Below are 24661 nucleotides of genomic sequence, written 5' to 3'. Positions count from 1 at the left end.
GATGCAAGAAATTGAAATTTTTTGCGATGGTTCTTCTTTGGGTAATCCCGGGCCAGGCGGTTATGCGGCGATTTTACGCTATAAAGATAAAGAAAAAATCATCAGTGGGGGCGAAAATTTCACCACGAATAACCGCATGGAATTAAGAGCGCTCAATGAAGCCTTAAAAATTTTGAAACGCCCATGCCATATCACGCTTTATAGCGATTCGCAATACGTGTGCCAAGCGATCAATGTTTGGCTGACTAACTGGCAAAAAAAGAATTTTGCTAAAGTTAAAAATGTGGATTTATGGAAAGAATTTTTAAAAGTCTCTAAAGGGCATTTGATTGTGGCTGTTTGGATCAAGGGGCATAATGGGCATGCCGAAAACGAACGATGCGATAGCCTCGCTAAATTAGAGGCGCAAAAACGGGTCAAAACGACCACTTAAAGGGAATAATGATGAAAAACAAACGCTCTCAAAACAGCCCTTATGTAACGCCTAACAACCCTTATACAACACTAGAAAAAGCTTTAGGGTATTCTTTTAAAGACAAGCGTTTATTGGAACAAGCCCTAACGCATAAATCATGCAAGCTCGCTTTAAACAATGAGCGCTTGGAATTTTTGGGCGATGCGGTGTTGGGCTTGGTGATAGGGGAGTTGCTATACCATAAATTCTATCAATACGATGAGGGCAAACTCTCTAAATTAAGGGCTTCTATTGTTAGCGCGCATGGTTTTACGAAATTAGCGAAAGCGATTTCTTTGCAGGATTATTTGCGCGTTTCTTCTTCTGAAGAAATTTCTAAAGGGAGGGAAAAACCCTCTATTTTATCAAGCGCTTTTGAGGCTCTAATGGCCGGGGTGTATTTAGAAGCAGGGTTAGCTAAAGTGCGTAAAATCATACAAAATTTACTCAATCGCGCTTACAAGCGTTTGGATTTGGAGCATTTGTTTATGGACTATAAAACCGCCTTACAAGAATTGACCCAAGCGCAATTTTGCGTGATCCCCATTTACCAATTGCTCAAAGAAAAAGGGCCAGACCACCATAAAGAATTTGAAATGGCTCTATACATTCAAGATAAAATGTATGCGACCGCTAAAGGCAAAAGCAAAAAAGAAGCCGAACAGCAATGCGCTTATTATGCGCTTCAAAAACTTAAGGAAGCCAAATGAACACTTTGGGGCGTTTTTTTAGGCTCACGACTTTTGGGGAATCGCATGGGAATGTGATAGGGGGGGTATTAGACGGCATGCCTAGCGGGATTAAAATAGACTATGCGCTATTAGAAAATGAAATGAAGCGCCGCCAAGGGGGGAGGAACGTTTTCATTACGCCACGAAAAGAAGACGATAAGGTGGAAATAACAAGCGGTGTTTTTGAAGATTTTAGCACAGGGACGCCCATAGGGTTTTTAATCCACAACCAAAGGGCTAGGAGCAAGGATTACGATAACATTAAAAACCTTTTCAGGCCTAGCCATGCGGATTTCACTTATTTCCATAAATACGGCATTAGGGATTTTAGGGGTGGGGGGAGAAGTTCGGCCAGAGAGAGCGCTATAAGAGTGGCTGCTGGGGCGTTTGCTAAAATGCTTTTAAGAGAAATCGGTATTGTTTGTGAAAGCGGGATTATTAAAATTGGGGGCATTGAAGCCAAAAATTACGATTTTAATCACGCCTTAAAAAGCGAGATTTTTGCCCTAGACAAAGAACAAGAAGAAGCGCAAAAAACAGCCATTCAAAACGCTATCAAAAACCACGATAGTATTGGGGGCGTGGCTTTGATTAGAGCAAGGAGTGCAAAAACTAATCAAAAGCTCCCCATTGGATTAGGTCAAGGGCTATACGCTAAATTAGACGCTAAAATCGCTGAAGCGATGATGGGGCTTAACGGGGTGAAAGCGGTTGAAATAGGCAAGGGGGTAGAAAGCTCTTTATTAAAAGGCTCAGAGTATAATGATTTAATGGATCAAAAAGGGTTTTTAAGCAATCATAGCGGGGGGGTTTTAGGGGGCATGAGCAATGGGGAAGAAATCATTGTTAAGGTGCATTTCAAACCCACGCCAAGCATTTTCCAACCTCAACAAACCATAGACATTAAGGGCAATGAATGCGAATGCTTGTTAAAGGGTAGGCATGATCCTTGTATTGCGATTAGAGGGAGTGTGGTGTGCGAAAGTTTGCTTTCATTGGTGTTAGCCGATATGGTATTACTCAATTTGACTTCAAAAATAGAGTATTTAAAAACGATTTATAATGAGAATTAAACGAAATTGGATACAATCAGCTTAAAAAGGATATAAATGGAAAAATTACCTAAAAAACGAGTTTCTAAAACCAAATCACAAAAACTTATCCATAGCCTAACCACCCAAAAAAACAGAGCCTTTCTCAAAAAAATCAGTGCTAATGAAATGCTTTTAGAATTAGAAAAAGGGGCGTTCAAAAAAAATGAAGCTTACTTTATTTCTGATGAAGAAGATAAAAATTATGTTTTAGTGCCGGACAATGTGATTTCTCTTTTGGCAGAAAACGCCAGAAAGGCTTTTGAAGCTAGGCTCAGGGCGGAATTAGAAAGGGATATTATCACCCAAGCGCCGATTGATTTTGAAGATGTGCGCGAAGTTTCTTTGCAATTGTTAGAAAATTTACGCCAAAAAGACGGGAATTTGCCCAATATCAACACCTTAAATTTTGTCAAACAAATCAAAAAAGAACACCCGAATTTATTTTTTAATTTTGACAACATGTTCAAACAACCCCCTTTTAATGAGAATAATTTTGAAAATTTTGACAATAGCGATGAGGAAAATTTTTAATGCAAACCATTGATTTTGAAAAATTTTCGCAATATTCAAAGCCCGGTCCACGATACACCAGCTACCCAACGGCGGTGGAATTTAAAGAAAATTTTAATGAAGAGAGCTTGAAAGCAGCGTTTTTTAACCATGACCATCTCAAAAACCCCATGCCCTTATCGCTTTATACGCATTTGCCCTTTTGCAGGAGCGCGTGTTATTTTTGCGCTTGTTCAGTCATTTACACCAGTTTAGAAGAGAAAAAAGTCCGCTATATCAGCTACCTTAAAAAAGAACTCGCCCTTTTAAAAAACGCCATGGATACCAACAGAGAAGTGGCGCAATTCCACTATGGAGGCGGCACGCCGACCTTTTTTTCGCCCCATCAATTAGATGAAATCACCCAAAGCATTCAAGAAGTTTTCCCCAATTTCAGCCAAGATATTGAAATGAGTTGCGAGATTGACCCTAGGCATTTCACTAAAGAACACATGCAAACCTTGTTTGATAGGGGGTTTAACCGCTTGAGTTTTGGGGTGCAGGATTTTGATTTTGAAGTCCAAAAAGCCATTCATAGGGTCCAGCCTTTTGAAATGGTTCAAGAATCCGTGAAGCTCGCTAGAGATTACGGCATCAAATCCATTAATTTTGATTTGATTTATGGCTTACCCAACCAGACTAAAGAAAGTTTTTTAAAAACTTTGGAATGGGTTTTGAAATTAGATCCGGACCGATTAGCGGTGTTTAATTACGCGCATGTGCCTTGGGTGAAAAAAACGATGCGTAAAATTGATGAAACCCTATTGCCAAGCCCTAGAGACAAGCTAGAGATTTTAGAAGCTCTTATTAGTTTTTTAGAAAAAGCCAACTACCAAATGATAGGCATGGATCATTTCGCTAAAAGCGATAATGAATTGTATTTAGCCCTTCAAAAAGCGGAATTGCGCCGTAATTTTCAAGGCTATACCACGAAAAAATTCACCCAAACCATTGGCATTGGCGTTACGAGCATTGGCGAAGGGGGCGATTATTACACGCAAAATTATAAAGACTTGCACCTCTATGAAAAAGCCCTTGATTTGGGGCATTTACCGGTAGAAAGGGGTGTAGCGCTCAGTCAAGAAGATGTTTTAAGAAAAGAAGTCATCATGCAGATGATGAGCAATTTAAAATTGGATTACTCTAAGATTGAAGAAAAATTTTCTATTGATTTTAAAGCGCATTTTAAAAAAGAATTAGAAAAATTAAAGCCTTATGAAGAAGCGGGCCTGCTTTCTTTCAATTCTAAAGGCTTTGAGATGACAAAAACAGGGGGCATGCTCGTAAGAAACATGGCCATGGAGTTTGACGCGTATTTGCGTGGGGGCGAAAAACATTTCAGTAAAACGCTATGAATGAAAATATTAATGGAAATATCTTTGAAGAAGTAGGGGACGCTTGCGTTAAATGCGCTAAGTGCGTGCCAGGTTGCACCATATACCGCATTCATAAAGACGAGGCGACTTCGCCTAGAGGCTTTTTAGATTTGATGCGCCTAAACGCTCAAAACAAGCTCCAATTAGACACGAATTTAAAACACCTTTTAGAAACTTGTTTTTTATGCACCGCTTGCGTGGAAATTTGCCCCTTTCATTTGCCCATAGACACCTTAATAGAAAAAGCCAGAGAAAAAATCGCTCAAAAGCACGGCATCGCTTGGTATAAAAAATCCTATTTTTCCCTTTTAAAAAACCGCAAAAAAATGGATAGGGTGTTTTCAACTGCGCATTTTTTAGCCCCTTGTATCTTCAAGCAAGTAGGGGATAGTTTAGAGCCTAGAGTGGTGTTTAAAGGCTTGTTCAAACGCTTCAAAAAAAGCGCTCTGCCTCCCTTAAATCAAAAAAGCTTTTTACAAAAACATGCAGAAATGAAGCCTTTAGAAAACCCCATTCAAAAAGTGGCCATTTTTATAGGATGCTTGAGCAATTACCATTACCAGCAAGTGGGGGAAAGCTTGTTGTATATTTTAGAAAAGCTCAACATTCAAGCGATCATCCCTAAGCAAGAATGCTGCTCAGCGCCTGCGTATTTCACCGGCGATAAAGACACCACGCTTTTTTTAGTGAAAAAAAACATAGAATGTTTTGAAAGCTATTTAGATGGAGTGGATGCGATCGTTGTGCCTGAAGCCACATGCGCTAGCATGCTCATCAACGATTACTATAAGGTGTTTTTAGACCAAAAAGATAAGGATTTGTATGTGAAGCGCTTGGAAAAGATCACGTCAAAAATCTATCTGGCGAGCGTGTTTTTAGAGAAACACACCCCTTTAAAAAGTCTTTTAGAAAAAATCCCTAAAGAAAAAAAAGAGGTTATCACCTATCATAACCCTTGCCATGCTAAAAAAACCCTAAACGCTCACAAAGAAGTGCGAAACTTGCTCAATGCGCATTATGAAATTAAAGAAATGCCGGACAATTGTTGCGGTTTTGGGGGGATTACCATGCAAACCGAGAAGGCGGGATTTTCTTTAAAAGTGGGGCTTCTTAGGGCTAAAGAAATCATGGGCACCAAAGCTAGAATTTTGAGTGCAGAATGTGGGGCATGCCACATGCAGCTTAACAACGCCTTAAAGTCTTTAGATGACCCTAACACCCCACAATTTTTGCACCCTTTAGAACTCATCGCTAAAGCTTTAAAAAGCGCTGAATAAAAAGCCTTTTTAACCCCATCTTTCAACATCTTTTTATATAATGTAAAACTTTATAACACTATTATAAGGAATGAAAAATGCAAGAAATCAGCGCCTACGAACTCATCAAAGAAAAACTGCATGCCATACCTAACCTTCGCCATAAAGGGAGCTTGTTTGAAAAAATTTCTAAGCAATTTTTATTAGAGCATGACAGCGCTAATGAATACGAGTCTATTGATCTTTGGTATGATTGGGAATTAAGGGGGAAGGAGCGCGATAAGGGGATTGATATAGTCATTACGACCTCAAACAAAGAATGCATCGCCGTGCAATGCAAATTCCATCAAAACAGCATCTCGTATAACGACATTTCACCTTTTTTAACCCAATTGCAAAGCGGGGTGGGGGAGGTCAAGTTTAAAAAAGGGATCATCATCTCCACTTCTAATTTAACCTCTGAAGCTCTTAAAGCAATTGAACAAATCAGAAGCACAGGAATGGGGATTGACATTGATGAAATCACTGAAGAGGATTTTATCTATTCTCGCATTGATTGGGAAAAGTTTGATCCCACAAAAACCGAAGACGAAATCCCCTTATGCGATAAGAAAAGGCCGCGCTCTCACCAAACAGAAGCGATTGAAGAAACTAAAAAGTATTTTTCTGACCCTAAAAACGCTAGAGGCAAGCTCATTATGGCATGCGGGACCGGCAAAACCTACACTTCTTTAAAAATCATGGAAGCTTTAGATCCCAAGATCACGCTTTTTCTAGCGCCAAGCATCGCCTTGCTTTCTCAAACCTTTAGAGAATACGCGCAAGAAAAAAGCGAGCCTTTTTACGCTTCTATCGTGTGCAGCGATAATAAAACCGGGCAAAGCAAGAACGAAGACAATGACGATATTAAATTTTCTGAGCTCCCTTTAAAGCCCTCCACTCGCCTGGAAGACATTTTAAGCACTTATGAAAAAGCGCAAAAAGAAAACAAGCGCTTCATTATCTTTTCAACTTATCAAAGCGCGTTGCGTATTAAAGAAGCGCAAGAAGCGGGTTTAAAAGAAATCGATCTCATTATTTGCGATGAAGCCCACAGAACGGTAGGGGCTATGTATTCTAGTAATGAAAGGGACGATAAAAACGCTTTCACGCTTTGCCACAGCGATGAAAATATCAAAGCTAAAAAACGCCTTTACATGACCGCTACGCCTAAAATTTATAGCGAAAGTTCCAAAGCTAAAGCCAAAGAGAGCGATAATGTTATCTATTCAATGGACGATGTGCAGACTTTTGGCGAAGAAATCTATACGCTCAATTTTGAAAGAGCGATCGCTTTAGATCTCTTAACCGATTACAAAGTCATCATTTTAGCGGTGCGTTCAGAAAATTTAAGCGGCGTTACTAACAGCGTGAATAAGAAGATCAGCCAGCTCAAAGCCGAAGGCACTAAATTAGATAAAAAGCTTATTAATAACGAATTTGTGTGTAAGATCGTTGGCACGCATAAAGGGTTAGCCAAACAGGATTTAATCGCTTTAAACAATGAAAACAAAGAAGATCACAACTTGCAAAACCAATACGACACCGCTCCTTCTCAAAGAGCCATAAACTTTTGTAAAAGCATTAACACGAGCAAGAACATTAAAGACTCCTTTGAAACGATTATGGAATGCTATGATGAAGAGCTGAAGAAAAAGAGTTTTAAAAACCTACAAATCACAATCGATCATGTTGATGGCACCATGAATTGTAAGGAGAGGCTTGAAAAATTAGAAAACTTGAACCAATTCCAACCCAACACTTGCAAGGTTTTAAGCAACGCCAGGTGTTTGAGCGAAGGGGTGGATGTCCCAGCGCTTGATAGCGTTATCTTTTTTGATGGCAAAAGCGCGATGGTGGATATTATCCAAGCGGTGGGTAGGGTGATGCGAAAAGCTAAAAACAAGAAAAGAGGCTATATCATTTTGCCTATCGCTTTAGAAGAGAGTGAAATTAAAAACCTGGATGAAGCCGTCAAAAACACCAATTTCCAAAACATTTGGAAAGTGCTAAAAGCCTTAAGAAGCCATGATTCAAGCTTGGTTGATGAAGCCACTTTTAAAGAAAAAATCAAAATCTTCGGGAGCGATGATGGCAAAAAGCAAAACGATGAAAAAACCCTTTTTGACGCTATCTTATTGCAAGATCTAGCGGACGCTGTGTATAACGTCATGCCCACTAAATTAGGGGACAGGAATTATTGGGAAAATTTCGCCAAAAAAACGGGCAACATCGCAAAAACCTTGAACAACCGCCTAAAAATGATTTTTGGCAAAAACCCTGAAATTTTTGAAAACTTTTTAACTTCGTTAAGAGGCAATATCCATCAAAGCATCAAAGAAGAGGAAGCCTTGGATATGATCACTTCTCACATCATCACTAAGCCCATTTTTGATGCGATTTTTGGGGACAATATTCAAAACCCTATCGCAAAAGCCTTGGATAAAATGGTTTTAAAACTCTCCGATTTAGGATTAGAGGGAGAAACTAAAGATCTTAAAAACCTCTATGAAAGCGTGAAAACAGAAGCAACACACGCCAAAAGCCAAAAAAGCCAGCAAGAACTCATTAAAAATCTCTACAACACTTTCTTTAAAGAAGCCTTTAGAAAGCAGAGCGAAAAACTAGGGATCGTTTATACGCCTATAGAGGTGGTGGATTTCATCTTAAGGGCCACTAACGGCATTTTGAAAAAGCATTTCAACACGGATTTTAACGATAAAAATATCACGATTTTTGACCCCTTCACCGGCACCGGGAGTTTTATCGCCCGGTTGCTTTCTAAAGAAAACGCGCTCATTAGCGATGAAGCCTTAAAAGAGAAATTTCAAAAAAATTTGTTCGCTTTTGACATCGTGCTTTTATCTTATTATATCGCTTTAATCAATATCACCCAAGCCGCGCAAAATAGGGACAGCTCGTTAAAAAATTTCAAAAACATCGCGCTCACGGACAGCTTGGATTATTTAGAAGAGAAAAGCGATAAGGGGGTAATCCCTGGCTTTGAAGATTTGAAAGAAAACCAAGAAATCAAAACCACTATGGAAAAGCAAAACATTAGAGTCATCATCGGCAACCCGCCTTATTCAAGTGGCGCTAAAAGCGAAAACGATAACAACCAGAACCTCAAACACCCTAAGCTTGAAAAATGGGTTTATGAAGCTTATGGCAAAAATTCCACCGCAAAAGTGGGGGCAACCACACGAGACACGCTCATTCAGTCAATACGCATGGCGAGCGATCTTCTTAAAGATAAAGGGGTGGTAGGCTTTGTGGTGAACGGGAGCTTCATTGACTCTAAAAGCGCGGACGGGTTCAGAAAATGCGTGGCACAAGAATTTTCGCGTCTTTACGTGCTGAATTTGAGGGGGAATCAGCACACTTCAGGGGAAGTGTCAAGAAAAGAGGGAGGGAAAATCTTTGATAGCGGATCGAGGGCGACGGTAGCGATTATCTTTTTTGTGAAAGATAAGGACGTTCCCAATAATACGATTTTTTACTACGAAGTGGGAGATTACTTGAAAAGAGAAGCCAAACTCCACTTGCTCGCGGGTTTTGAAAATTTGGAATCTGTGCCTTTTAAGGAAATCACCCCGAATGATAAAGGCGATTGGATCAACCAAAGGAATGACGATTTTGAAAAACTCATCCCTTTAAAAAGAGACAAAAAACTCCAAAACGACAGCATTTTTGACATCAATTCTGGCGGTGTGGTGAGCGGGCGTGATCCTTGGGTGTATAACTTTTCGCCAAACGCTTTAATGCAATCGGTGCAAAGATGCATTGAAACTTATAACGCTGATTTGAAGCGCTTCAATGAGGTTTTTAGGGAAGCTTTCAAACAACGCACGGCTAAAGATAAAGGTATCAAACCAGCCGATCGCTACAAGCACCTAAACGATCAAGAAATCACCACCGATCAAACGAAAATCGCATGGACTGATAGTTTGAAAAACAAACTCATTAAAAATGAAAACCTGCCAGAAAGCGGCATGGAGCGCATGAGGTTGTCCTTGTATCGCCCTTTTAACAAACAATGGCTTTATTGGGATAAAAATTTAAATGAAGAACAATGTCAATTGCCCAAAATTTTCCCGGATAAAGGCGCGCGTAATGTGGTGATCAATACAAGTTCAATGGCTTCAAGAAATTTTTCTTGCTTGATTGCAAACGAGATTACTGACGCCCAAACAATGGCAAACAATCAAGCTTATCCCTTGTATTATTACGATGATCTGGGGAATCGCTATAACGCTATCAGCGGCTATGCGCTCAACCTCTTCAGGAGGCATTATAAAGATAATGCTATTACTGAAGAAGAGATTTTTTATTACATTTATGCGATTTTCCACCATAAAGGCTATTTGGAAAAATACAAAAACTCCCTCGCCAAAGAAGCGCCGCGAATCGCTTTGAGCGAAGACTTTAAAGAACTCTCTATGCTTGGCAAAGAATTAGCCGAATTGCACCTGAACTATGAGAGCGGGGAAATGCACACAAGCGTTAAACATAACCTACTAGAGAACGCCGAAGTGGAGGGTTATTATGATGTGGTTCAAATGAAAAAGGATAAAAAAGGGGATCGCATCATTTATAACCACCATATCACCATCACTAATATCCCCAAAAAAGCCTTTGACTATGTGGTGAATGGCAAAAGCGCGATTGACTGGGTGATCGAACGCTATTCAATCACTACCGATAAAGAAAGCTTGATTGAAAACAACCCGAACGATTACGCCGGCGGCAAATATGTTTTTGAACTCCTTTGTAGGGTCATCACCCTTTCGGTAAAAAGCGTGGATTTGATTGAAAAGATCAGCGAAAAGAGGTTTGAGTGAATAGCCAACAACAAAAAGAATAAAAAGGGTATAAGAGGGTGCAAAAACAAACGCTTTTTATGCCCCTTATCCCAAAATCCCCCCAAAAACAGAAAAATCGCAGAGCCAAAACCGCTAAAACCCCCTAGAAAATTTAAAATTTTAAGTTTTAGGGGTGTTTTTCTTAAGAATTTAGGTTTTTTATAGATTATTATGTTATTATTATACGAAATGTAGACTTTTAGAAGGAAAAATGTTGTATGAAAAAGTTTGTAGTGTTTAAAACGCTCTGTTTATCGGTAGTGTTAGGTCATAGTCTTTTGGCAGCAGAAGGTAGCACAGAAGTGCAAAAGCAATTGGAAAAACCAAAAGAGTATAAAGCAGTGAAAGGTGAGAAAAACGCTTGGTATCTGGGGATTAGCTATCAAGTCGGTCAGGCTTCGCAAAGCGTTAAAAACCCCCCCAAAAGCAGTGAATTTAACTACCCTAAGTTCCCTGTGGGTAAAACCGACTATCTAGCCGTTATGCAAGGATTAGGGCTTACTGTGGGTTATAAGCAGTTTTTCGGGGAGAAGAGATGGTTTGGTGCCCGTTATTACGGCTTTATGGATTATGGGCATGCCGTGTTTGGAGCGAACGCTTTGACATCAGATAATGGTGGGGTGTGTGAGCTTCACCAACCATGCGCGACCAAAGTAGGGACAATGGGCAATCTGTCTGACATGTTCACTTATGGTGTGGGTATTGACACTTTATACAATGTCATCAATAAAGAAGATGCGAGTTTTGGTTTCTTTTTTGGGGCTCAAATCGCGGGCAACTCTTGGGGTAATACGACAGGGGCCTTTTTGGAAACTAAAAGCCCTTATAAGCACACTTCCTATAGCCTTGATCCGGCGATTTTCCAGTTCCTTTTTAATTTAGGGATCCGCACCCATATTGGCCGGCATCAAGAATTTGACTTTGGCGTGAAGATTCCTACTATCAATGTTTATTATTTTAACCATGGGAATTTGAGCTTCACTTACCGCCGTCAATACAGCCTTTATGTAGGGTATCGTTACAATTTCTGATTTAAAACGCTTGTTTTTCTCTAATTGGATTTTCAATTAGAGTTTTCTTGCATAAACCACCGCTTTCTTTTGAAACATTTTTGAAAGTTTTTTGAAAATTAGAATTAAAATCTTTTTGATCATGTTATGATAGTTCAAAAATTTAACAAGGATTAAGCATGTTATATTCCTCTAAAATCCAATCCCTTTCAGAATCCACAACGATCGCTATCAGCACGCTCGCTAAAGAATTGAAATCGCAAGGAAAAGATATTTTAAGTTTTTCAGCGGGCGAGCCTGATTTTGACACCCCACAAGCGATTAAAGATGCGGCTATAAAAGCCCTAAATGACGGCTTCACCAAATACACTCCAGTGGCTGGTATCCCTGAATTACTCAAAGCGATCGCTTTTAAATTGAAAAAAGAAAACAACTTGGATTATGAACCGAGTGAAATTTTAGTGAGCAATGGCGCTAAGCAAAGCCTGTTCAACGCGATTCAGACCTTAATAGGGGAGGGCGATGAGGTGATTATCCCTGTACCTTTTTGGGTAACTTACCCTGAGCTTGTGAAATACAGCGGAGGGGTGAGTCAATTCATTCAAACTGATGAAAAAAGCCATTTTAAAATCACCCCTAAGCAGCTTAAAGACGCCTTAAGCCCCAAAACGAAAATGCTCATTCTCACCACTCCATCAAACCCTACCGGCATGCTTTATAGTAAGGCGGAATTAGAGGCTTTAGGCGAAGTTTTAAAAGACACTCCAATTTGGGTGCTTAGCGATGAAATTTATGAAAAGCTTGTTTATAAGGGGGAGTTTGTTTCTTGCGCGGCGGTGAGTGAAGAGATGAAAAAACGCACCATTACCATTAATGGCTTGAGCAAGTCAGTAGCGATGACAGGCTGGCGTATGGGCTATGCGGCGAGCAAGGATAAAAAATTAGTCAAATTGATGAATAACTTGCAAAGCCAATGCACTTCCAATATCAATTCTATCACGCAAATGGCTTCTATTGTGGCGCTTGAAGGGTTAGTGGATAAGGAAATTGAAACGATGCGTCAGGCTTTTGAAAAGCGCTGTCATTTAGCCCACGAAAAAATCAATGCGATTGAAGGGCTGAACGCTTTAAAACCTGATGGGGCGTTTTATTTGTTTATCCATATCGGTAGCCTTTGTGGGGGGGATTCGATGCGATTTTGCCATGAGCTATTAGAAAAAGAAGGCGTGGCGTTAGTGCCTGGAAAGGCTTTTGGATTGGAAGGCTATGTCCGTTTGTCTTTTGCATGCTCAGAAGAGCAGATTGAAAATGGGATTGAACGCATCGCTCGCTTTGTCAAATCAAAGGGATAAAAAGAATTTTTATTTAAAGGGGGGATTTTAATCTTGTTTGGAATTTTATATTGTAGTTAGTGGCATGGCGTGGTATAATGGTTAGAGTTAAAAGTTTGAAAAGTGCAGTTTTCATAACTAAAATAGATTTTAAGGAATAACAAATGGCAATAAGCGAATGGCAAATACTTTTTAACAAAATCAAACACGATATTGGCTCGCCTTTTGGGGTTATTAGGGAAGTCTTTTTTTACGACTATTCTCCTAACAACCCCAACAACAACAACTCACCCCAACTAAAACAATTTTTAGAATATAAGTGTCATTTTATAGGGTTTGTTGAAACTTTTATTGGACCTAGCGAAAGTTTGTTTTTTGTATATAAAAACGGGCCGAGTGCAACATTTAATTTAAAAAACTACTTGTTGGTGTTAGCCAAAATACATTGTAATCCAACAGCGATTTGTTATTGCGAAAACAAGCAAGACACACAAAACACCGACACAAAAGAGATAAAATTCCTAAGTGCAAAAAGTCATGATTTTGGGAAAGAATTGGACTCTATAAGTGTTGAACTTTCAAACCCTAAGACTTTTATTCAATCTCTTTTAAAATTAGGGTCTTTTTTGCATGGAAAAGCTATTGAGTCTCTTAATAATCCAACAAACTATCCGCCAATTAATTTGGTAGTTACTCCAGGTTTGGCACCTTGGGAAACAACGGTGGAGATAGAGAAGCATAGAATAAAAACAATTGACAACCACTATAGGCAAAGCTCTGAACAAAACATTAAAATCAATGAAATTGCTGATGATTTAAAAAGTGGTAAGATAGTTGGTAAAAAAATTATTAGTGATGCTTTATTGAGCACTAACTATTGTTTCATGGATGATGAGAATTTAAAGGATTTAAAAAAGTTACTATCACAAGATCAAATAAATCTATCAAATATTATTGTAAGTGCTATCAATCAAGCAGAGAATGTAAATCAAGCAGAGACTATCAATCAAGCAGAGAATGTAAATGGGATAAATCTTACTTCCGCCATAATTGACAAGATTGAATATCATTTCCGTGATAATACATTCCATTTTATCTTTAATGTTAGCGATAACTTCTTAAGCGGAAAATCAAGATTAACTATTGAAGTGCCTAGAAAGGCATTAGAAAATATTAAGTTACCTGACATGAAAGAAATATGTGTTAATCAATGGTATATAGACATTTTTAGAAATATATTGATACAGTCTATCAAGAATGGATCTTATATTATTGAAGGGATTAAACTTTGGGAATGGTTTTAGTTTTGGTGCTAAAATTAACCTTTAAGGGTTATTTTTGTTTTTGCAAATAAATTAAAAGAGGTGTTGGATGTTTTATTTAGCAATAAACTTATTGCGAACGCGCTTATAACGCAAAAAGCACCCAGTGATACGCCACATGATGACGATTTAGATTAGTTTAAAAACCCTAAATGAAGCACCCCCTAGAAGAATTAAAAGACCCTATAGAAAATCTTTTGCTATGGATTGGGCGCTTTTTGCGTTACAAATGCACAAGCCTGTCTAATTCCCAAGTGAAAGATCAAAATAAGGTTTTTGAATGTTTGAACGAATTCAATCAAGCGTTCATCAGCTCAAGCCAATTAGAAAAAGTTTGCAAAAAAGCCCGTAATGTTGGATTACTAGGTATCAATACCTATGCGCTGCCCCTACTCAAATTTTACGAATATGCTCAAAAGCTTTCTTTAAAATCGCTCAAAAATATAGACGAAGTCATGTTGGCTGAATTTTTGAGTATTTATACCGGAGGTTTGAGTTTAGCCACTAAGAAAAATTACCGGATCGCCCTGCTAGGGCTTTTTAGCTATATAGACAAGCAAAATCAAGATGGAAATGAAAAATCTTATATCTATAATATCACGCTTAAAAACATCAGCGGAGTGAATCAAAGTGCAGGCAACAAGCTCCCTACTCATTTAAACAATGAAGAATTAGAAAAATTTTTAGAGAGCATTGATAAAATAGAAATGTCCGCTAAAGTGCGCGCACGAAACCGCCTGCTCATTAAAATCATCGTTTTTACAGGCATGCGTTCCAATGAAGCCTTGCAGCTTAAAATAAAGGATTTCACTTTAGAAAATGGCTGTTATACGATTTTGATTAAAGGTAAGGGCGATAAATACAGAGCGGTGATGCTCAAAGCTTTCCATATTGAGAGCCTTTTGAAAGAATGGCTCACAGAAAGGGAATTGTATCCTGTTAAAAACGATTTATTGTTTTGCAACCAAAAAGGCAGCGCTTTAACGCAAGCTTATTTGTATAAGCAAGTGGAGCGCATCATCAATTTTGCAGGACTCAGGCGGGAGAAAAATGGGGCGCACATGTTAAGGCATTCTTTTGCGACCTTGCTTTATCAAAAACGCCATGATTTGATTTTAGTTCAAGAAGCTCTAGGGCATGCGAGCTTGAATACGAGCAGGATTTACACGCATTTTGACAAGCAGCGTTTAGAAGAAGCGGCGAGCATTTGGGAAGAAAATTAAAAACACCCCATACTCCCTTAAAAAATGATTTTTACTACAAAATAACTAAAACCCATTTTCAAGAAATTAAAGAGTTTTTAGCTTGCTCATTTAAAATTTTGCTTTCAAATTCTAACAGCCACTTTTTGACTTCTATGCCCCCATTATACCCCCCTAAAGCGCCATTTTTACGCACCACTCTATGACAAGGCACGATCAAAGAAATAGGGTTATTATAATTAGCGTTGCCAACAGCTCTGCAAGATTTAGGGTTATTAATGAGCTTTGCGATTTCATCATAACTTTTTGTCTTGCCATAAGGGATAGTCATTAACGCAGACCAAACTTGTTTTTGAAAGGGAGTTCCTATCAAATCTAAAGGCATATTAAATTCAAAAAGTTGTCCCAAGAAATAACGCTCCAAGGCTTGAACGCTGAGTTTTAATGGGGTATTCATAGGGGTATTATGAGAAAAATTGGCCGCATCAAAATCCAATCTCAATAAATGGCTCTCATTAGCGCACAAATGCAAATATTCTAAAGGGAAGCTCTTAGGGGTCTTAAAATAATAGTGGTATAAAACCATCAATTAAAAAAAGAGTTTGTATAAAATAATCAATAACGACAAACCATACACCCCCAAAATCAAAGCTTTATGCATTTTTTCATTCAAAAGCCCCATGATCCATTTAATCCCAATGCTCACGCCCATAACTGAGCCTAAGCCCACAATCGCCCCTGCTAAAAGCACTTCTCTATTGATGATGTGGTGATACATTAAAGAAAAAGCTCCTGAAATGGAAGAAAACAAGATGAAAAATAACCCTAGAGCCACGCATTTTTTAGAATCATACCCTAAAAAATAATGCATCAAAGGCACCATGAGCATCCCCCCGCCAATCCCCAAAGTGATGGCAAAAAACCCTGTGAGCGCGCCAATTAAGAATAATTTTAAACCTTGCAAATGGTAGCGTTTATTATCCGCTATAAAATCTTTTTTTTTGGGTTTCAAAACAAATTGGATCATAGAATACACGACTAAAAGCGCGAAAATAACCATTAAAATTTTACTGGAAACGATTTTTAAAACAAATCCGCTAAAACTCGCCCCTATCAGCCCCCCTGTCCCTATCAACAAGCCTAAAGAAAAATCAAGCGATTTTTTTTTGAAATTCAAAACAGATCCCACGAACGATGAAAGCGCCATTTGCAAAATGGAAATACCGATGGATTCTTCAAAAGAATGCCCGGTTGCGAGCATGATAGGGACAATGATCAACCCCCCACCAATGCCAAAAATCCCTGATAGAATGCCAGTAAAAAGCCCTATCGCTATGTATAACGCATAAATATCCATAAAAACCCTTAAAAAAGTAAAACCCCTCTTAAAAGAAAATTAAAAATAACCCTATTCTAATCAAACGCTAATACCAAACCCCCTAAACAACGCCTTTAAAAGTGATGCTTTTATTGGTCTGTTTTATTTTTGCAACACAAAGCATGCGAATCTTCATTGGGTTCGCTGACTGAAAGGTTTCTTAATTCATAAGCTAGTTTGACAGACGCCATAGCTTCATCCAAGCCAAACCCCCCTTGAGCTAAAATCTGTTTGTAGCTTTCTATATACAGGTTATCAAAGCTCTGCGTGAGATTGACTTCTTCGCCCTCTAGGATCATTTTATGATAAACTTTTTCTTTAGCCACTCCCATGTGTTCTGGATTGATGGAAAAAAACCATCTGATCTTAGCATGCTCTAAAAAGAGTATCCCCCCTACGCAATCAGGCTCTTCTCTATTGATAACCTTATCTTTAACGCCTCCAAACAAATACAATAAAGCATCAAAGATATTCACTCCCATTTGAGTGGCTAGCCCCCCACTCCTATTCACATCGGCTCGCCATGAAGAAAAATACCATTTCCCTTGAACGCTGATATAAGTGAGCGTGATGTCAAACACCTTGCTAGGGTTTTTGTCCAATTCGCTCTTAATTTTTTCTTTTAAAGCCAGAGTGTCGCAATGCAAGCGCAAGGGTAAAAGACTAAACACCCTTTTTTGGTGTTTCACCTCTAGATCCTTTAATTCCTGTATTTCGCTAGGGTCTAAAACTAAGGGTTTTTCACAAATCACATGCATGCCGTTTCTTAACCCAAAACGGATGTGATCAAAATGCGTGTGCGTGGGCGTGCAAACGCTCAAATAGTTGATTTCTTTACCCATAGCCTTAGACTGCTCTAAATGCTTTTCAAAATCTTCAATATTGGTAAAAAACTCTGATTGCGGGAAATACTCATCTAAAACCCCCACGCTATCATGAATATCAAAAGAGCAATCCAAAAAATGCCCCGTATCTCTAATCGCTTGCAAGTGCTTGGGAGCGATAAACCCCCCTGAACCAATCATCGCAAAAAGCATTCATCTTCCTTAAATAATTTTAAATCTCATTTTAGCAAAGATTAGCTTATTTAAGCTTATATTATTGGCAATTAAAACACTCCACCGATCGATCCAGCACGCTTTTTTCATCTATGCTAGGGCTTTCGCTACGCAAATAATAAGTGGATTTTAACCCTAATTTCCAAGCGAGCGTGTAGATGTCATGCAAGGTTTTACCGCTGGCGTTTTCTATGCGTAAAAACACATTAATGCTTTGGCCTTGATCGATCCACTTTTGGCGCACGGCCGCTGCTTTAATCAAATCTTTAGCGTCAATATCATAGGCTGATGTGTAAAAATTCCAGGTTTCTACATTCAAATTAGGCACTACCACTGGAATTAGCCCGCTCAAATTTTCTTCAAACCATTTTTTCTTATAAATAGGTTCAATCGTTTGGGTTGTGCCTACTAAAATAGAAATGGAGCTTGTGGGAGCGATCGCCATTAAATAGCCATTACGCATGCCATTAGTTTTGACTTTTTCCCTCAAACCTTGCCAATCGCAAGCGTGATTGAAAAGCCCTTTTTCGGTGAGCTTTAAGGCTTCATTGTTGGCTTTATCAATAGGGAAAATCCCCTTACTCCATTCTGAATTTTCAAAATCCTTATAAACCCCTTTTTCTTTCGCTAAATTCGCGCTCGTGTCAATCGCATGGTAGCTGATTTGCTCCATTAAAGCGTCAATTTTTTCTAAATGCTCTTTAGACCCCCAAGCGATTTGGTGTTCTGCGAGCATTTGCGCTTCACCCATAACCCCTAACCCTATGGCCCTATTTTGTAAATTAGTGGCTTTGACTTTGCGGTTAGGGTAGAAATTCAAATCAATCACATTGTCTAAAAGCCTGACCATGATCGGCACGACCCTTTTAATGTCTTCTTCAGTGTTGATTTTGCTTAAATTAATGCTCGCCAGATTGCACACCGCCGTTTGCCCGTCTTTAGCGACTTTAGTAGCGATATAGATTTGCTTGCCCTTAAGAATATCCGTGCTAGTGAGCTTGTTAGCGCATTTAGTGATGTTACTATCTGTCGTTACCAACTCTTTTTCTTCAAAAAACTCTATCGCGCCATCGGCGTATTCTATTTGCATGTAATAGTGGTTGGGTGCGGTGTTTTGAAAAATCTCTGTGCATAAATTAGACGATCGAATGATTCCTGCATGAGCGTTTGGGTTGCACCGATTGGCGTTATCTTTAAAGGCTAAGAAAGGCAAGCCGGCTTCAAAATAATTCATTAAGATTTTTTTCCATAAATCTTTAGCGTTGATGTATTCTTTAATGATTTTGGGATCTTTTTCATACTCTAAATAGCGTTTTTCAAAATCCTGCCCATAAAGCTCAGTCAAATCCTTACACTCATAAGGGTCAAACAAAGTCCACATCGCGTCTTCTAAAACCCTTTTCATGAACAAATCGCACACCCAAAGAGCCGGGAATAAATCATGCGCTCTTCGCCTTTCATCGCCGCTATTTTTCCTTAAATCAATGAACTCCATCACATCAATGTGCCAAATTTCCAAATACACCGCAATCGCGCCCTTTCGTGTGCCTAATTGATCCACCGCAATCGCCACATCGTTAGCGATTTTTAAAAAAGGGATCGTGCCAGCGCTCGCATTCTTATGCCCATCAATATAACTCCCGATAGAACGCACCAAAGAAAAATCCCAGCCAATCCCCCCGCCGTATTTGGACAACAATGCCATTTCCTTATAGCTGTCAAAAATCCCCTCAATATTATCCGGCGTGCTGCCAATATAGCATGAGCTGAGTTGGTGCTTGGTGGTGCGCGCGTTCGCCAGAGTGGGGGTCGCACACATCGCTTCAAACTTGCTTAAAACTTCATAAAATTCTAAAGCGATTTTATTGGGTTCTTGTTCGTTTTGTGCTAAAAACATCGCAATGCTCATAAACATGTGTTGGGGCAGTTCAATAGGGTGATTGTTAGCGTCTTTTAACAAATAGCGATCATACAAGGTTTTAATCCCTAAATAATTGAATTGGAAATCCCTTTCAGGCTTGATCTGGTTATTTAAAAACTCTAAATCAAATTTTTCCTTAAAGCCCTTAAGGATGCGGCCCTTTTCTTCAGCGTTTTCAAAATACTCTTTCAAATGCCTATACCCTGTAAAACCACTCACTTTATGGTATAAATCATACAAAAAAAGCCTTGAGGCGACAAAACTCCAATTAGGCGTGTCAATATCTATTTTATCCACAGCGGTTTTAATCAAAGTTTGTTGGATTTCTTCAGTAGTGATCTTGTCTCTAAATTGCAACCTCGCATCCACTTCCAGCTCACTTTGGCTCACGCCCTCTAAATTGTCCGTAGCGTCCTTAGTGTATTTTTGGATTTTGGTAATGTCCAAAGGCTCAATGCGCCCATTTCGTTTAACCACCGTAATCAAAATTTTTCCTTAAATTTGAATTAAATCGTTTGTTTTTTAAATTTGGAATTGTATCAATAAAAAACTTAAGACTTAAGAAAAAGAAAAGTTCAAGTTGGATTTGTTCTATTAATGAAAATGAGTTTTAAAGTTTTTTAATTTTTTTATACCCCCCTCCCATTTAATGCTATTTGAGTTAAATCACCACCCTAATTTAGCACAAAATTTAAGAAAACCTTGAAACCCTACAATGACCAAACCCTCTACAAGGAGATTGCTAGGATGCCCACAATACGCCGAAATCTCATGCATAGCGACAATAAAGGGCATTATCAAAAGCATCAAATAAAAATCCCTTAGCCTTGATCCTAACACAGCGTTATAAAATGCGCCAAAAAACCTAGCCTTAAAAATGGCTTTGAGAAACCTAGGGTATCTTACTTGGAAAGATTTATAACAATCCCTACCTCGTGGGTCAAATAAAAGGTTAGACAATAGGGTTGCTATTAAAAGCGTTAGCCATGCGTAATAGCTATCTTTAGGGTTAAAAAGGATATCGCCTTGGCTCCAAGGAAATGTAGACAGACATCCAGCATAGACTATGGCCACCGCCCATTGATATTCCCAGTCGCTCAAACGCTTTTTGATGTTCATGCTCTCTCCTTTCTTGCCCAAAGCTACCTATCATACACGAAATGACGATCATAGGTGGGTTCTCTTGGGGTTTGTGGCTCTCTATCAACGCCACGGATATAATCTTCTACCCTATCGCCTACTTCAGACCCAATATATCCTCCTGCTGTGCTACCAAGAAATCTCCCTAATCCAATACCCACTGGACCTCCAGGAACCCCAATTGCTCCTCCAATTTTATCACCAACAAAACCCCCAACACCACCCCCTATAAGTTTGCCTAATTCACCCCTTGCCTCTATTTTAGGACTAGCTATAGCCACATTAGCCATTGCACCGCATAAAACCACTACACAACTAAATGTTCTTAATCCATTCATAACAAATCCTTTCATAAAATTGAGATTCAAGGCATGTTTGGCACACCTTGGTAAGAATATTTATACCACAACCCTATTAAAAGCATTGTTATAGATCGGAAAAATATCACAAGAAGCTCAATAAATGTTTTGTTTATTCACAAATTACAGGATTAAAGTAAATGATTATAATATTTTAGGATTTTTCATTATTGAAGCAAATTAAGGCTTCTTAAAAAACTTAAAATACCCGTTTTCAATAATAAGAATGAGTTTTAAAGTTTCTTTAATATTTTTATACCCCCTCCATTTAATGACATTTGGGTTAAATCACCACCCCCATTTAGCGCAAAGCTTAAGAAAACCTTGAAACCCCAAAATGACCAAACCCTCTACAAGGAGATTGCTAGGATGCCCACAATACGCCGAAATTTCATGCATAGCGATAATAAAGGGTATCGTTAAAAGCATCACATAAAAATCCCTTAGTCTTGCTCCTAACACAGCGTCATAAAACGCACCAAAAAACCTAGCCTTAAAAATGGCTTTAAAAAACTTGGGGAATCCTTGCCAAGTTTCAATAATGAAATAACCTACCGACCTGCCTTTAGGATTAAACAAGAGATTAGACAACAAAGCCGCTATTAGACCCACTAACCACACATAATAGCTGTATTTAGGGTCAAAAAGCGGATCGCTAGCTGAACCATTTATGTCATAAAAAATCCTAGTGGTTATGGAGATACATCCTCCATAGACTAGAGCCATTGCCCATCGATATTCCAAATCGCTCAAACGCTCTTTTGAGCCATTCAAATTCTCTTTGATATTCATACTCTCTCCTTTCTCCCCTAAAACTACCTATCATACACAAAATGACGATCATAGGTGGGTTCTCTTGGAGCTTGCGGCTCTCTATCAACGCCACGAATAAAATCTTCTACTTTATCGCCTATTTCAGCCCCAGAATATGCCCCTATTCCACCACCAATGCCTGCACCAAACACAGTACCCCACGGACCTCCAAGAGCCCCAATCATTCCACCCATTGCACCACCCATTCCAGCTCCAACACCTTCTCCTATATCTCTGCCAAGCTGGCCCCTTGCCTCTATTTTAGGACCAGCTATAGCCACATTAGTCATTGCACCGCATAAAACCACTACACAACTAAATGCTTTTAATCCACTCATAACAAATCCTTTCATAAAATGGAGATTCAAGGCATGTTTGGCACACCTTGATAAGAATATTTATACCACAACCCTATTAAAAGCATTGTTACAGATCAGCGAAATATCACAAAAAGCTTAATGAGTGTTTTGTTTATACACAAATTACAGAATTAAATTAAATAAATTATAATAATTTTTGGGTTTTTTCACTATTGAAGCAAATCCAAAAGGATAAAAAGAGAACTTTTTAATCCATTAAAAATACGCTCAATAAGGTTTTAAAACAGCAATTCTTTTCAAGCTCTTTAAGGTTTCTTAAAAAACTTAAAATACCCGTTTTCAATGTTAATTTGAGGGGCGCGTGAAAGGCTCAACGAACCGCTAGGAATGTCTTTAGTGATGGTGGTGCCGCTGCCGATTAAGACATTAGAGCCGATATTTATGGGGGCGACTAGCTGGCTATCGCTCCCTATAAAGACATTTTCACCGATGATCGTTTGGTGTTTCTTTTTACCATCGTAATTGCAAGTGATCACGCCAGCCCCCACATTTGTGTTTTTCCCTATCTCACAATCCCCTAAATAGCTCAAATGCCCTGCTTTAGCGCCTTGAAGTTTGGCGTTTTTAGTCTCTACAAAATTCCCCACATGGCTATTACAAATCACGCTTTTAGGGCGCGCATGGGCAAACGGCCCCACACTGCTATTAACAATCTGGCTCTCTTCTATCACGCTATAAGCCTTAATGCGCGCGTTTTCTATCAAACAATTCCCAATCAAACGCACCCCTTGCTCTAAAACGCACTCCCCCTTAAAACTCACGCCTTTTTCTAAATAAATGCTACCAGGCAATTGCATCACTACCCCCAAGTCCATGGCGTTTTTCCGCAGTCTTTCTAACATGATTTCTTCAGCTTTCGCTCTTTCTGTTTGGCTATTCACCCCTAAAAAACACTCTTCTTCTAAGAATAGAGCGTCAATTGTTTCGTTTTCATTGATTCCTAGAGCGATTAAATCCGTGAGGTAGTATTCTTTTTGGGCGTTTTGGTCATGGAGCTTGGGCAAGTATTTTTCTAAAAACTCCCTTTCAAACCCATACACGCCAGCATTCACGCTTTTAATTTCTTTTTCTTCATCATTAGCGTCCTTTTCTTCTACAATCTTTTTAACCTGATGGTTTTCTAAAACAACGCGCCCATAACCTTTGGGGTCAGCTAAATTAAGTAAGCCTATGGCGTTATTCTTGCTTTTTAACAAGGGGGTAAGCGCGTCTTTAGTGATTAAGGGCATGTCCGCATTCAAAATCAAAACCCGCTCATGTTTTGTAGGGATAGGGGTTTTATCTTCTTGCATGATAGCCCCACCTGTCCCTGAATATTTTTCCACGATTTGAGTGTGAAAAATGACGCCCTTAAAACGCTTTGACACCGCTTCTTTAATGCGTTCTTGTTGGTGGTGTAAGATAAGATGCACATCATTACTGATTGAAAAAGCCGTTTCTAAAATGTAAAATAACATAGGCTCCCCGCAAAGGGTGTGTAAAGTTTTAGGCAGGCTAGAACGCATGCGAGTGCCTTTACCAGCGGCTAGTATGATTACAGAAAGCATTAAAATCCTTTTTTTAGGGAATTTTAACATGCCTTATCTTATAATTTGACTTTGTTTCATCAAAGATTTAAGGCTAGAATTTTGCGTTTTTTCATTTTTTTCATTCTCATTTGCCCTTTAATATGCCCTTTAATGAGCGCTGATAGCGCTTTGCCTAGCGTCAATCTCTCTTTAAACGCTCCTAATGATCCTAAACAGCTTGTAACCACCCTTAATGTCATCGCTTTGCTCACGCTTTTAGTTTTAGCCCCATCATTGATTTTAGTGATGACGAGTTTCACCCGTTTGATCGTGGTGTTTTCTTTTTTAAGGACCGCTTTAGGCACGCAACAAACCCCCCCCACTCAAATTTTAGTCTCGCTCTCTTTGATACTGACTTTTTTCATCATGGAACCTAGCCTAAAAAAAGCCTATGATACAGGGATTAAGCCTTACATGGATAAAAAGATTTCTTACACCGAAGCGTTTGAAAAAAGCGCTCTGCCTTTCAAGGAATTCATGCTTAAAAACACACGAGAAAAGGATCTAGCGCTTTTTTTTAGGATTAGGAATTTGCCTAACCCTAAAACCCCTGATGATGTGAGCTTGAGCGTTTTAATCCCGGCATTTATGATAAGCGAGTTGAAAACAGCGTTTCAAATCGGCTTTTTACTCTACTTGCCTTTTTTGGTGATTGATATGGTGATCAGCTCTATTTTAATGGCGATGGGCATGATGATGCTCCCGCCTGTAATGATTTCTCTGCCTTTTAAAATTTTAGTGTTTATTCTGGTAGATGGGTTTAATCTATTGACCGAAAATTTAGTAGCGAGTTTTAAAATGGTTTAATATTAAAAACA

21 protein-coding genes and 2 pseudogenes are annotated in these 24661 nt (G+C 38.9%); 14 read left to right on the top strand and 9 right to left on the bottom strand.

All coding sequences use genetic code 11. The annotated features are described in order from the left end of the window. Position 1: 1 nt before the first annotated feature. The 12 genes and pseudogenes from rnhA (at position 2) to xerH (ending at position 15247) form a co-directional block, all read left to right on the top strand. Positions 2–488, top strand: a pseudogene (rnhA, locus tag HPB14_RS03365) (ribonuclease HI). Beyond that, the gene (rnc, locus tag HPB14_RS03360; RefSeq protein WP_014658464.1) at positions 445–1164 is read left to right on the top strand and encodes a ribonuclease III; all 720 of its coding nucleotides are present in this window, start codon (positions 445–447) and stop codon (positions 1162–1164) included. Before rnhA ends, rnc begins: the two are co-directional and overlap by 44 nt. Next, entirely contained in the window at positions 1161–2258 is a 1098-nt protein-coding gene (gene aroC, locus HPB14_RS03355) for a chorismate synthase (protein ID WP_001093963.1), read from the top strand. The genes rnc and aroC overlap by 4 nt, the downstream gene beginning before the upstream one ends. A 36-nt stretch (positions 2259–2294) precedes the next feature. Beyond that, positions 2295–2810 carry a DUF2603 domain-containing protein gene (locus HPB14_RS03350; protein ID WP_000413462.1) on the top strand — a complete coding sequence of 172 codons (516 nt, stop codon included), beginning with the start codon at positions 2295–2297 and terminating at the stop codon, positions 2808–2810. Further along, positions 2810–4183: an oxygen-independent coproporphyrinogen III oxidase gene (gene hemN / locus HPB14_RS03345; protein WP_001193106.1), complete on the top strand. Its 1374-nt coding sequence runs from the start codon at positions 2810–2812 to the stop codon at positions 4181–4183. Before HPB14_RS03350 ends, hemN begins: the two co-directional genes overlap by 1 nt. Then, a complete protein-coding gene (locus HPB14_RS03340; RefSeq protein ID WP_001004870.1) occupies positions 4180–5481 on the top strand; it encodes a (Fe-S)-binding protein in 1302 nt (433 codons plus the stop codon). Before hemN ends, HPB14_RS03340 begins: the two co-directional genes overlap by 4 nt. Before the next feature lie 77 nt (positions 5482–5558). Then, positions 5559–10340, top strand: a complete 4782-nt coding sequence (locus tag HPB14_RS03335; RefSeq protein ID WP_001156260.1) for a DEAD/DEAH box helicase — start codon at positions 5559–5561, stop codon at positions 10338–10340. Beyond that, entirely contained in the window at positions 10341–10526 is a 186-nt protein-coding gene (locus tag HPB14_RS08650; protein WP_411155674.1) for a hypothetical protein, read from the top strand. A 53-nt stretch (positions 10527–10579) separates the two neighbouring features. Continuing rightward, positions 10580–11392, top strand: a complete 813-nt coding sequence (locus HPB14_RS03330; protein WP_000714970.1) for an outer membrane protein — start codon at positions 10580–10582, stop codon at positions 11390–11392. A 158-nt stretch (positions 11393–11550) separates the two neighbouring features. Beyond that, positions 11551–12723: a pyridoxal phosphate-dependent aminotransferase gene (locus tag HPB14_RS03325; RefSeq protein WP_000967347.1), complete on the top strand. Its 1173-nt coding sequence runs from the start codon at positions 11551–11553 to the stop codon at positions 12721–12723. Between the two features lie 143 nt (positions 12724–12866). Beyond that, the gene (locus HPB14_RS03320) at positions 12867–14006 is read left to right on the top strand and encodes a hypothetical protein (protein WP_001007962.1); all 1140 of its coding nucleotides are present in this window, start codon (positions 12867–12869) and stop codon (positions 14004–14006) included. Between the two features lie 170 nt (positions 14007–14176). Next, positions 14177–15247: a tyrosine recombinase XerH gene (gene xerH / locus HPB14_RS03315; protein ID WP_000682383.1), complete on the top strand. Its 1071-nt coding sequence runs from the start codon at positions 14177–14179 to the stop codon at positions 15245–15247. Positions 15248–15305: 58 nt separating this feature from the next. Here the strand turns inward: xerH and HPB14_RS03310 are convergent, their stop codons facing one another. From HPB14_RS03310 to glmU, 9 genes are all read right to left on the bottom strand, one after another. Then, complete coding sequence (locus HPB14_RS03310) at positions 15306–15812, bottom strand: methylated-DNA--[protein]-cysteine S-methyltransferase (RefSeq protein ID WP_000244832.1); 507 nt, start codon at positions 15810–15812, stop codon at positions 15306–15308. Positions 15813–15815: 3 nt separating this feature from the next. Further along, positions 15816–16583, bottom strand: a complete 768-nt coding sequence (locus tag HPB14_RS03305; RefSeq protein WP_000355998.1) for a sulfite exporter TauE/SafE family protein — start codon at positions 16581–16583, stop codon at positions 15816–15818. A gap of 110 nt (positions 16584–16693) precedes the next feature. Continuing rightward, positions 16694–17641: a Gfo/Idh/MocA family protein gene (locus tag HPB14_RS03300; RefSeq protein ID WP_000895526.1), complete on the bottom strand. Its 948-nt coding sequence runs from the start codon at positions 17639–17641 to the stop codon at positions 16694–16696. A 61-nt stretch (positions 17642–17702) separates the two neighbouring features. Next, positions 17703–20069 carry a ribonucleoside-diphosphate reductase subunit alpha gene (locus tag HPB14_RS03295; protein WP_000633940.1) on the bottom strand — a complete coding sequence of 789 codons (2367 nt, stop codon included), beginning with the start codon at positions 20067–20069 and terminating at the stop codon, positions 17703–17705. Positions 20070–20249: 180 nt separating this feature from the next. Further along, the gene (locus HPB14_RS03290) at positions 20250–20702 is read right to left on the bottom strand and encodes a hypothetical protein (protein ID WP_001022182.1); all 453 of its coding nucleotides are present in this window, start codon (positions 20700–20702) and stop codon (positions 20250–20252) included. A gap of 23 nt (positions 20703–20725) precedes the next feature. Further along, the gene (locus HPB14_RS03285; protein WP_001013847.1) at positions 20726–21061 is read right to left on the bottom strand and encodes a hypothetical protein; all 336 of its coding nucleotides are present in this window, start codon (positions 21059–21061) and stop codon (positions 20726–20728) included. A gap of 309 nt (positions 21062–21370) precedes the next feature. Further along, entirely contained in the window at positions 21371–21874 is a 504-nt protein-coding gene (locus HPB14_RS03280; RefSeq protein ID WP_001021868.1) for a hypothetical protein, read from the bottom strand. Positions 21875–21897: 23 nt separating this feature from the next. Further along, positions 21898–22248 carry a hypothetical protein gene (locus HPB14_RS03275; RefSeq protein ID WP_041199432.1) on the bottom strand — a complete coding sequence of 117 codons (351 nt, stop codon included), beginning with the start codon at positions 22246–22248 and terminating at the stop codon, positions 21898–21900. Positions 22249–22520: 272 nt separating this feature from the next. Further along, the gene (glmU, locus tag HPB14_RS03270; protein WP_014658463.1) at positions 22521–23822 is read right to left on the bottom strand and encodes a bifunctional UDP-N-acetylglucosamine diphosphorylase/glucosamine-1-phosphate N-acetyltransferase GlmU; all 1302 of its coding nucleotides are present in this window, start codon (positions 23820–23822) and stop codon (positions 22521–22523) included. On the opposite strand from glmU, the pseudogene HPB14_RS08580 reads away from it, so the two are divergent. After that, positions 23779–23868, top strand: a pseudogene (locus HPB14_RS08580) (flagellar biosynthesis protein flip); the annotation flags it as partial. The gene glmU and the pseudogene HPB14_RS08580 sit on opposite strands and share 44 nt — an antisense overlap. 35 nt (positions 23869–23903) lie before the next feature. Beyond that, complete coding sequence (fliP, locus tag HPB14_RS03260; RefSeq protein WP_001210272.1) at positions 23904–24650, top strand: flagellar type III secretion system pore protein FliP; 747 nt, start codon at positions 23904–23906, stop codon at positions 24648–24650. The last annotated feature ends 11 nt before the right edge of the window (positions 24651–24661 follow it).

Origin of the sequence: Helicobacter pylori HUP-B14, from assembly GCF_000259235.1 — a bacterium.
GTDB lineage: Bacteria > Campylobacterota > Campylobacteria > Campylobacterales > Helicobacteraceae > Helicobacter > Helicobacter pylori_CU.
This window is presented reverse-complemented; position numbering and strand designations above follow the sequence as displayed.

Excerpts from the sequence above, each read along its gene's own strand:
- HPB14_RS03310 (WP_000244832.1), bottom strand. The coding sequence starts at position 15,812 with ATGGTTTTATACCACTATTATTTTAAGACCCCTAAGAGCTTCCCTTTA.
- HPB14_RS03290 (WP_001022182.1), bottom strand. The coding sequence starts at position 20,702 with ATGAACATCAAAAAGCGTTTGAGCGACTGGGAATATCAATGGGCGGTG.
- HPB14_RS03350 (WP_000413462.1), top strand. The coding sequence starts at position 2,295 with ATGGAAAAATTACCTAAAAAACGAGTTTCTAAAACCAAATCACAAAAA.
- HPB14_RS03325 (WP_000967347.1), top strand. The coding sequence starts at position 11,551 with ATGTTATATTCCTCTAAAATCCAATCCCTTTCAGAATCCACAACGATC.
- hemN (WP_001193106.1), top strand. The coding sequence starts at position 2,810 with ATGCAAACCATTGATTTTGAAAAATTTTCGCAATATTCAAAGCCCGGT.
- aroC (WP_001093963.1), top strand. The coding sequence starts at position 1,161 with ATGAACACTTTGGGGCGTTTTTTTAGGCTCACGACTTTTGGGGAATCG.
- rnc (WP_014658464.1), top strand. The coding sequence starts at position 445 with ATGAAAAACAAACGCTCTCAAAACAGCCCTTATGTAACGCCTAACAAC.
- HPB14_RS03275 (WP_041199432.1), bottom strand. The coding sequence starts at position 22,248 with ATGAAAGGATTTGTTATGAGTGGATTAAAAGCATTTAGTTGTGTAGTG.
- HPB14_RS03340 (WP_001004870.1), top strand. The coding sequence starts at position 4,180 with ATGAATGAAAATATTAATGGAAATATCTTTGAAGAAGTAGGGGACGCT.
- HPB14_RS03305 (WP_000355998.1), bottom strand. The coding sequence starts at position 16,583 with ATGGATATTTATGCGTTATACATAGCGATAGGGCTTTTTACTGGCATT.
- xerH (WP_000682383.1), top strand. The coding sequence starts at position 14,177 with ATGAAGCACCCCCTAGAAGAATTAAAAGACCCTATAGAAAATCTTTTG.
- HPB14_RS03280 (WP_001021868.1), bottom strand. The coding sequence starts at position 21,874 with ATGAATATCAAAGAGAATTTGAATGGCTCAAAAGAGCGTTTGAGCGAT.
- glmU (WP_014658463.1), bottom strand. The coding sequence starts at position 23,822 with ATGCTTTCTGTAATCATACTAGCCGCTGGTAAAGGCACTCGCATGCGT.
- HPB14_RS03335 (WP_001156260.1), top strand. The coding sequence starts at position 5,559 with ATGCAAGAAATCAGCGCCTACGAACTCATCAAAGAAAAACTGCATGCC.
- HPB14_RS03300 (WP_000895526.1), bottom strand. The coding sequence starts at position 17,641 with ATGCTTTTTGCGATGATTGGTTCAGGGGGGTTTATCGCTCCCAAGCAC.
- HPB14_RS03320 (WP_001007962.1), top strand. The coding sequence starts at position 12,867 with ATGGCAATAAGCGAATGGCAAATACTTTTTAACAAAATCAAACACGAT.
- HPB14_RS03330 (WP_000714970.1), top strand. The coding sequence starts at position 10,580 with ATGAAAAAGTTTGTAGTGTTTAAAACGCTCTGTTTATCGGTAGTGTTA.
- HPB14_RS03285 (WP_001013847.1), bottom strand. The coding sequence starts at position 21,061 with ATGAATGGATTAAGAACATTTAGTTGTGTAGTGGTTTTATGCGGTGCA.